Origin of the sequence: Flavobacterium sp., from assembly GCF_049318185.1 — a bacterium.
GTDB lineage: Bacteria > Bacteroidota > Bacteroidia > Flavobacteriales > Flavobacteriaceae > Flavobacterium.
In genome coordinates this window covers 1-2,628 of record NZ_JBMOGV010000200.1, presented here as the reverse complement: position 1 = coordinate 2,628, position 2,628 = coordinate 1, and the positions used below count along the sequence as shown (strand labels likewise).

The 2,628-nt window shown below is 35.0% G+C and carries 2 protein-coding genes and 1 pseudogene; 1 reads left to right on the top strand and 2 read right to left on the bottom strand.

Annotated features, from left to right (window positions below; translation table 11 throughout):
• Positions 1-832, top strand: a pseudogene (locus ACOYLT_RS11490) (hypothetical protein); the annotation flags it as partial.
• Here ACOYLT_RS11490 and ACOYLT_RS11485 read toward each other — a convergent pair.
• Entirely contained in the window at positions 833-1,762 is a 930-nt protein-coding gene (locus tag ACOYLT_RS11485; RefSeq protein WP_422853981.1) for a hypothetical protein, read from the bottom strand.
• A 3-nt stretch (positions 1,763-1,765) separates the two neighbouring features.
• Positions 1,766-2,628: vanadium-dependent haloperoxidase (locus ACOYLT_RS11480; protein ID WP_422853980.1), on the bottom strand; the 863-nt coding region annotated here is incomplete at its 5' end.

The following is a 2,628-nucleotide window of genomic DNA, read 5'->3' as shown; positions in this document are numbered from 1 at the left end:
AACTGATGCTAAGTGGATTGATATGAATGCGGATAAGGAAAAGGATTTGTTATTAAGCTATGAATGGGGTGGAGTAGATTGCTTTATCAAATCAACCAAAGGGTATACAAAAAAAGAAATTAGCTCCCAAAAAGGATGGTGGCAAATGCTCTATCCTGCTGATGTAGATGATGATGGTGATATTGATATTGTAGCTGGCAACTATGGATTAAACAGTAGATTAAAGGCATCCGTAGACCAGCCAGTAAAACTATATATCAACGATTTTGACGACAATGGCTCTACTGAGCAAGTAATGACTTACTATGTGAAGGGAAAAGAAATTCCATTTGCCAGTAAAATCCAATTAGAAAAAAAGATGCCTTTTTTAAAAAAGAAGTTTCTATATGCAGCTGATTTTGCTAAAGCGGATATCAATGATTTATTTGGTAAAAATAAAATCAACGAGTCTAAACAATTATCGGTGAACTGTTTTGAAAATACAGTTTTTATTAACAACGGTAACATGAATTTCTCTGCTAACGCATTACCTTACCCATTTCAGCTAAGCACATTAAAAGCCGCAGCAACCATTCAAACTTATAAAGACAGTGAAATAGCTACCTTATTGATGGGAAACTTTTATGCTAACAATGTAGAATTGGGGCGACAAGATGCTGATTTTGGGTCGGTACTAATTAAAAACGAAGATAATACTTTCGGCTTTTCTACACTTAATGGATTAGCTATTACAGGCGAAGTGAGAAAAATTCAACGAATTTCAATCGGTAATCGACTTGCCTATATACTCGCAAGAAACAATAACACTGTTCAGGTTATTGCATTTAAATGATCAGTTGAAAATGGGATAGTTGATTGTAGTTACCCACTTGGTACTGTCTTTCTCATCAAGCCTATTAGTAATTAAACGCTCGAAGTATATTGCTGGGGATGATTTTTTATAATCACTAATATAATATTTCATAGCCTGAATACACTCGTCTATTCTTTTGCGATCTCCTTTTACTTCAGCTACCATAATATTACCCAACATCATATTTTTTAGATAATATTTGTTGTTTGAGGGAAGGTCTCGATCTGTTGCAATTGCCACCATTGCTTCATACTCTTTATTGTTATCTGTATGAATGTTAAGTATTGGAGCATTTATTGCCTTGCTATTTTGTAACTCAATATATTTTTCTAATTCATGAATCTGTAAATAAATTTCTTCTGTTGTGGGATAGTGATCGAATGAGGTTTTTATAGAAATATAGGAGGAATTGGGTACTTTTTGCCTTTCAATAGTAAACCCATAGATTTTTTCTAAAGAAGAGAAATCAGTCTGTACTTGATGCAAGAATTTGGTAAATTCCGATTTGTCTTTTAGTAAAGATATATATTGAACTAATTTTGTAACTATGTTGGAGGAGAATTGATACTGGGTTGTTAAATTAATTTGACTGGTATAAGATGAAATGGTAAGTGCCTGAAGGTCGATTTTTATTTGTTTCCCACCACTTTGAGTTTCCCCGGCAAATCCATTCAGTAGAAATGTTTTAATCACGATTTCTTTATCATGAAAGGAATAATTTCCATTGCTTAATTTTTTTCCTGGCCACCATTTATTCCAATTGTTAGGATTGGATATATTTCTGTTTAATGCGTCTATCGGACAGTCTACGTCTACCGTTTCCGATACTGTTTTAGTTGTAGGCAGTAATTTCACCACACAAAAGCTAATGACCAGAAAAGCGATTACCCACAAAACTATTTTTTTCATTGTTTATTTCTTATTAAAATGGTTGATGAATACGGTATTATATAATGCACCTATTTTCTCACCTTGCTCTTTTCCTTGTTTTATTGCAGATCTAAAATGAATGCCCCCATATAAGCGACTTATTCCAGCTTCATTGGAGGCTTCTTCTATGGAAGCAAACGATCGTTCCATACCCAGGTATTGCTTTTCAGTGGTATCTCGGAATGCATAATTTTTGCCAAATTGATTGGTTAATACAGTTGCTGCTGCTGCAGAGATAACACTATGGCCACTTGTATATTCTGGGAATGGGGGAGTTTGCAATAATGCATTCCATTCCGATTCCATCGTTTCTCTAATTACCGTAATAGGCCGCACTGTTTTGCTCCTGTATTTTTCATCCCAACATGAAATGAATGCATCAAATATTGCACAGGAGCTTAACGCATATACGCGAGCAGAAAGTATTTTATCTGCTGCTTTACTTCCAGTTAATATGGCAACAATACCCATCCAATGCCCTACAGGTGTTGTTTTCTTAGTAGAAATGGTTAAATGCCCTTTATGTTCAGAAACCAATGAATTGTCATCCCAATAATGCGCAATGGTGTCTTGCTCCTTAGTAATATGTTTACTTACCTCGTATACCTCTTTTAATTCTTTATAGTAGTCACTTGATTTAGTTAAGTTATACGCAGGTGGCGCGGGGGGTGCAAATTTAGCAGCACTATCCATCAATAATGGTTGAATCTTATTCCAATTAGGTTCAATGGCATCTGCATAATCAGGGGGTGTTTGTGTCCATTTCCCCTTTTCTTTAAAAACACTGTATCTGGGCATGCCTCTTGTTAATTTGTAATGATCACTGGAAGCCCTTTGTAAAATAA